The 6,797-nt window shown below is 40.8% G+C and carries 4 protein-coding genes; 3 read left to right on the top strand and 1 reads right to left on the bottom strand.

Going from position 1 to position 6,797, the window contains the following annotated elements; all coding sequences use genetic code 11:
• Positions 1–450: 450 nt before the first annotated feature.
• A complete protein-coding gene (locus JKY90_09925) occupies positions 451–1,836 on the bottom strand; it encodes an N-acetylmuramoyl-L-alanine amidase (GenBank protein ID MBL4852571.1) in 1,386 nt (461 codons plus the stop codon).
• A 382-nt stretch (positions 1,837–2,218) separates the two neighbouring features.
• On the opposite strand from JKY90_09925, the gene JKY90_09930 reads away from it, so the two are divergent.
• The 3 genes from JKY90_09930 (at position 2,219) to JKY90_09940 (ending at position 6,393) form a co-directional block, all read left to right on the top strand.
• Positions 2,219–3,604: a hypothetical protein gene (locus tag JKY90_09930; protein MBL4852572.1), complete on the top strand. Its 1,386-nt coding sequence runs from the start codon at positions 2,219–2,221 to the stop codon at positions 3,602–3,604.
• A 208-nt stretch (positions 3,605–3,812) separates the two neighbouring features.
• The gene (locus tag JKY90_09935; protein ID MBL4852573.1) at positions 3,813–5,279 is read left to right on the top strand and encodes a hypothetical protein; all 1,467 of its coding nucleotides are present in this window, start codon (positions 3,813–3,815) and stop codon (positions 5,277–5,279) included.
• 19 nt (positions 5,280–5,298) lie between these two features.
• The gene (locus JKY90_09940) at positions 5,299–6,393 is read left to right on the top strand and encodes a patatin-like phospholipase family protein (protein ID MBL4852574.1); all 1,095 of its coding nucleotides are present in this window, start codon (positions 5,299–5,301) and stop codon (positions 6,391–6,393) included.
• Positions 6,394–6,797: the final 404 nt, after the last annotated feature.

Here is a 6,797-nt window from a genome sequence, read left to right on the forward strand (position 1 = left end):
AAACGGCACAGTGGGTGTGACATCTTAAGAATTTGAGAAAGTTGTGAACGAAATAAATCAGGGTGATTATCGGGCGTTTCAGGCTTCATAGTTTGCAAGGTTTTGAGTCCGATGACTTGTTTGCTTGCAAACTATTTAACGCTTATTGTAACTTTAGTCTTTAATATTAATGCGTTAGGTAATCTTCAGGGACAACTAGATACACAAACCTGGCGCTTTATATTGTTTCATTCCAGTCAGAGCGACCGTTTCCGCTACTAATTGTTACATCGCCAACCTCATTGCGCGACACGGTACAAGTCCATAAAAGTGGATCTCCGAATGAATAAAGTGCCGCGCTTGTGCTCACACCTCTTACCTCTTCTGTAAGAACAATAATATATTTACCCATACCAACATCACCTGGCATCTCCAACTGCAATCATTTTTATAAAATATAATAAATAAAAACTATGTATTTTGTGGGATGATCAATACCTGTCCAACGAGCACTTTATCGCTGCGCAACCGATTAATTTCACGTAAATGTTCCAAGCTGACCTGATAACGATGAGCTATCAATGACAAATTCTCACCACGTGTAATGACATGGCGACGCGTGCGCTTAATAGATGCCAATAATGAATCCGGTGGAGCAGCACCGGCAAAGTAATTTTTTAAGCCTGTTACTATCGCTAAGACCAATTTACGTTGATAGCCATTACTACGAAGATTCTGCTCTTCATTGAGGTTAGAAATATAAGCGGTTTCAATCAATATGGAGGGTATATCGGGTGATTTTAGCACTAAAAACCCCGCCTCTAATATTTTTTCATTACGCAAGCGTGTCACATTACCCATAGCACTTAAGACATGTTTTGCGCTCTCATAGCTGTCTTTCTGTGTCACGTTTTGCGATAAATCGAGCAATGTTTCTCTAATCAAGACATCTTTATCATCAAGGCTAATACCCCCAACCAAGTCAGATTTATTTTCGCGATTTGCTAACCAGTGTGCCGCCTCATCGCTAGCACCATTCTCAGACAATACATATACCGATGCCCCTCTAACTTTGCGACTGATAGCGGCGTCTGCATGAATAGATATAAATAAATCGGCCTTTGCGCGACGGGCAATTTCCATACGGTGTCGCAAATCAATATAACGATCGCTGTTCCTCACTAGCACCCCCTTCATTCCACGCTGCTTATCGATTTTATGTTTTAATTTACGCGCAATTTTTAGTACTACATCTTTTTCACGCGTACCTTGTGCGCCGATGGCACCGGTATCTTTACCACCATGTCCCGCATCGATCGCAATGACCACATCACGCAGCGTTGGTTTTGCTATTTGTTGAGTTGATTTTACAGCCTGACGTTTGGCATTGCGCTCAGGCGCCTTATAAAGATCAACCACTAATCGATGGCCAGCGCTTTTGCTCGGTGGCAGCAAAAATGTTTTTGGTTTTAGTTTTTTCTTGGCGTCGAGAACAATGCGTAAATCCGTTTTGTTGCGTACGGCGCTGCGTACACGTCTAACAAAACCTACTCCCTCTCTAGGAAGATCACCCAGCAATCGTGCTGATTGTAAATCCAGTACAACGCGATCAGGGTTATCAAGAGAATATAATTTATATTCCAGTGGACCAGAAATATCAAAAACCAGTCTAGTACGGTCTGGGTCAGACGATATTCGAACGCCGATCAACTCGGTTATAGACGCATGGGCATTCCCCAGCATGCCCTTGAAAGGAGCAACAGATAAACTGATGAGAAAAACGCATAAAATCGTATTAAATTTACGCGTATTCAATACGGCTTTTTTCTCACTGTTTGGCCTGTCTAAATCGGTCACATAAAAATCAGTAATTGTTCATCAGGCAATACACTGTGTACTGCATTAGTGAATTAGAAACTATTGCCTCCGCATACTACAAACTACATACAAACAATGCTACAGCAACAAGGTTGTTGTAATTGACATAATTAGGCAGAGTATAGATAATTGGGTATACGTGCTGCTATATTGAATAAAATATTAAACAATGCCTTGAGACATATTTTTTCTACGCAAAACCAATTCTTCTATACTGAAACAAATGTCCAATTACTGAGCAAGGCCAATGGCAATAATAGCGTTATTAGAAACGCTAGAAGCAGAATCGCAGCGCGACAAATAAAACCATGAAAAACAAAACCCTGTGGATACATACATTAAAATATTGGATATAAGATAAGTGATGAGATTATTTGCTGTGCTAGCATTATTTTTAATGGCAATTCCCCCGCTTTCCGCCTCAGAAGAGGTGATGGGCAAACATGCAGGATTTAAAGCCCTTAAACCATACGATTTTGCTTGCGGAAGCGCAGTCAGAATAGAAATTCTTTCCGATAAAAAAGAAAACCTGGAGAGTGCAAATAAAGACTTACTAAAGATGGTTGGGCTAATTCGCACCATCATTTCATTAGAATGCCCACAAGCCAAACGAATTATTCTTACTGGAAAACATAGCAGAGGGAGAGCATTTAAGACCAAGATATCTAAAAATGAAAATTGGCAACTCAATCTTGCCAATAACGAGCTACCATCCTATAGAAAACGATCACCTGAAGAAAAGGAATTACGGATACCTCACAGAACTGGAAAGCTCTTGGCAGAAACAGACGAAGCTTTTATTCATTTAAATAGAGCCACAACTTTCTCCCTCGGCATGTGCGGTGATTACTCACCATGGGTAAGTATCGTATTCAAATCAAGCTTTGCCGATAAAGTACAAATCACAGAACAATACTTAATGCCTTTTTTTAGAGATAAAGTAGTCCCAGCCGTGGAATATGAGTGTGGCGCAGGATCAAATTTTTCAGTGAGAGGACAACTATATATAGAAGGTATATTTTTTAGCCAAAAGGGCGAAGAGGTACCAGAAAAGGAGGTTCTAGAAAACGTTTATGAAGAGCGTTTCGGTTTTTTTAGCGTCAAAAATTATGAAGGTAAAATAATCCCGGGTGATATTTCTTTATTTGGACAGGGGATAAACGTTGACCCAGAACGTAGAACATTGGCCGGTTTACGAGCAACCAGAGATCGGGGCTGGGCGACAGTAGAACAAGCGCAAAAAAAACGCGCACTAGCAGAAAAGCAGAAAAAACTTTTAGGTATTGAAATTAGTGACGGCGCAGTTTGGCGCGTTGTAAACGGAGAAGTGCTTACGAGCAGTTACTATAAGTTAGGTAACCCTAAGGCAAAAAGGCTTGTGCGTCGTATAGCACAAGCATATGGTCGATCAGCAATAGAAATTTGCGGGGATTCCATTCCTGGAGGTGCAACAAAAATAGCATTCATAAATAACGTTCAAAAATCAGAAGTCACGATAACGGATAAAATAAGCGCTGGCTCAACGATTATAAATATACCTGGCAACTTAGGCCGATCCACTTTCAATGATATCACCGGAAGCTATTCTGGAATAATCGTTCTACGCGTATTTTTGAAATACGCAAAAGAGGGTATAATACGTGAAGAATTCGATAAAGTTATTAAAGCTCAAGGCTGTCTCAGCCCCATTCATAAAAAACTTCATTCAAACATAAAAGCTCTTGCCGAGAGGCATAGCCTGATTTAATCAAAGTCAAGACTTCTACATATCCTTTTTTTAGCAAGAAAGGCCTTGAGATTGGTGCTGAAGTTCCTAATAGAATTTTCTACTTCTCATTACTCCGGCTTTTCGGGGGGATTACGCATTATCTCTGCCATTATTAACCCGGCTATCAAATACGGCGGCAACTTCAGTACAATAGCTGGAATATTGCATCAGCGACTGGGGAAATCGTGTGGCTAGCTCAGATGGCACAAGCCGTGAACCTGTAACAACACAGAAATGGACAACTATCGGTTTTACCGGGCATCGTCAACTAGACGATGAGAAGCTAGTTCGCAGCGCTTTAGCTGACTGTCTCGATAACTTTATTGAAAAATATGGCTCTATCGTTAGCTATTCTTCTGTTGCAAGCGGTGCAGACACGCTATTTCTGGAAACAGCAGAGGCACAATCTGTGCCAGCGATGATTGTACTGCCATTTGGGCAAAGTCGCTTTAAAGCAGATTTTAAAGAAGAAGATTGGCTCCGAGCTGAAAAGCAAATACACCGCGCCATTGAATTCGATGTCGTTGAAACCATTGCAAGCGATAAAGAGGCCTACCTCGACGCTGGGGTGATAACCGTTGATCGATGCGATATTTTACTTGCTGTTTGGAACCTGGAAGAAAATTACGGCACTGGCGGTACCTCAGATGCTATTAAGTATGCACGATCACTCAACAAGCCCATTATCATAATCAATGCTATTACTGGCAAAACGCACATTGAAAACGCTGATCAGCTGCCCGCCGAATGCGTAAAATGTGATACCCCTCATAGCAAAGGTGAGCTAGAGGTCATAAAAAATAATTACCATTACTACGATACTTTGGCGTCAAAAAAAGGCCCTCAAGCACGAAGCCTATCCATCGTTATTATACTCTTACACCTGATAGCTTCAGGTTTTGCCATTACTGGAATTATCTTTAAAGATGGTCTTAATGATTTCAACCCGAACATTTTATTGGCGATAGGTATAGTAAAACTATTAGCACTCGTATTAGCTTGGACTTTGGTCTTTTGGCATCATCGAATTCAACATCACTGGACAAGCACACGGCCTAAAGCAGAACTCTATCGATTTTTTATTGCCATATGGCCACTAAAACGACGAAAAGTCAATATCACTCTTGCTAATGTTACTGAGTTTAGCGATCTTGCAAAAAATATCATGATTTCCTGGGAAATGGATAGAGACTCAGAACTCTCATTTAGCAATGCTAAACAACACTATCTAGAAAACCGAATTAGAGACCAAATCAACTATTATCGCAGCAAGATAAAAGCCTCAACATTCACCAATTATATAACGAAGAAATTCTCCAACGCGTTAATGGTCATCGCTATCGTTGGTGCGCTTTGCGCAGTAGGGTTCAAGTTAGCCCACATGGGCGATTATTTTGCCGATTCCGCAATACTCATTTCCGTATTTTTACCGCTACTCGTTGCGGCCTTACTAGCAATTTCCGTGGCGCATGATACCAATCGCCGTGCTCAACGGTACCAAAACATGCTCATGCATTTAGAAACTGCAGATAGAGAAGTGGATACCTCCGTGACTTGGCCAAGTCTTTGGCGAGCAGTAGAAAAATTAGAATATGAATTATTGAATGAAGTTGAGGAATGGCATTCTATGACACGCTTTAGCAATTCTCACTAACACTTAATTTGAATAAGACATGAAACGCATACTAACTTTTGATGGTGGCGGCGTTCGCGGCATTTACTCTTTACAAATTCTAGCGCGTATTGAATCACTGTTTCGTGCGCATAGAAAAAATCCAAACTTAGTTCTGGCCGATGAATTTGATTTTTTTTCAGGCACCAGCACAGGGGCAATGATCGCAGCAGGTTTGTCGTGGGGATTATCGGTGAAAGCGCTTGAAGATTTTTATCTCGAACAAGGTGAAGTGCTATTCGCTCGCGAAAGTTGGAATAAGTTGTGGAAATCAAAATATAAAGAAACCTTTATTAGTGATTTTTTTAAAGCATTATTCTGTGAAGACGACACAGAAAAAACACCTGCCTTACTTGGCAGCAATAAACTCAAAACATTACTACTCATCGTCACCCGAAACGCTAGCACTGGCTCACCTTGGCCCGTCACCAACAATCCTAATGCAATGTACAATCAAAAAATACTGCCTGATTGCAATTTGAATATACCCTTATGGCAATTATTACGCGCTTCGACTGCAGCGCCCGCGTACTTCCCACCACAAGAGATTGAAATTGGAGACCGTGTCGATCTCTTTCTTGATGGTGCCGTTACACAATATAATAACCCAAGCATGATCACTTTACTTACAGCCACTCTGCCACAATACAATATTGGCTGGGAAACCGGGCGCGAAAACATTCATTTAATTTCAATCGGAACAGGCAAAACAAAAACTCGCCTTACTCATGCAACCGCTCAAAAAGTCAACATGATTGACCAGCTTGGGCATTTCATCCCTGCTATTTTAGCTTCTGCAATTGATAATCAAGACATGATGTGTCGCGTTATGGGGGATTGTTTATATGGAGAAACTATAGACTCTGAAATTGGCGATTTGAGACAACCGAGCTTAATACTAGAATCACAACAACTATTTACTTACGTTCGCTACAACCATCTTTTTGACAAAAAAAATAGCCTAAAACTTTCTGCAAACGATATCAAGATAGACAATTTATCAGCAATACCACTACTACAAGAGTTAGGACAAGAATATGCTGAAAATGCAGTGAAGATGGAGCATTTATTTCCAGGACAGAAAACTGTCATTTGATTCATGCGCTATATCAAATTACAAAGTAGAAAACAGCGTAACACATAAATTTTAATGCATAAATTCCCGCTGTTACTTACCAAGCACACAACTAATATTAATCACTGCTGTCCCGTTAACTTCCGGTGAATTCAGCTAACAGCCATACTGATAAAAGACAAAGGGATAAACAGAAGCTTGGGGGACATGAAAATCAAAAAAGAGTGTTGTCATACCGGACAGCGTTTTGCCGATCCGGCATCCATGTCTTTCAATAGCTTACTGGATACCGGCCTGCACCGGCATGACGAATTTTAGTTAACGGGATAGTAGTGAATATTAATCAATGTTTTCAATTGTGTCGCTATCTCGTGATAGATTTTGCACCCCAAGGGTTCTGTTCAATACCCCCTTGAGGGGTGCAC

Source organism: Gammaproteobacteria bacterium (genome assembly GCA_016765075.1).
Lineage (GTDB): Bacteria > Pseudomonadota > Gammaproteobacteria.

Bases quoted from the DNA above. Each gene is read 5' to 3' on its own strand.
- JKY90_09940 (MBL4852574.1), top strand. From the start codon at position 5,299: ATGAAACGCATACTAACTTTTGATGGTGGCGGCGTTCGCGGCATTTAC.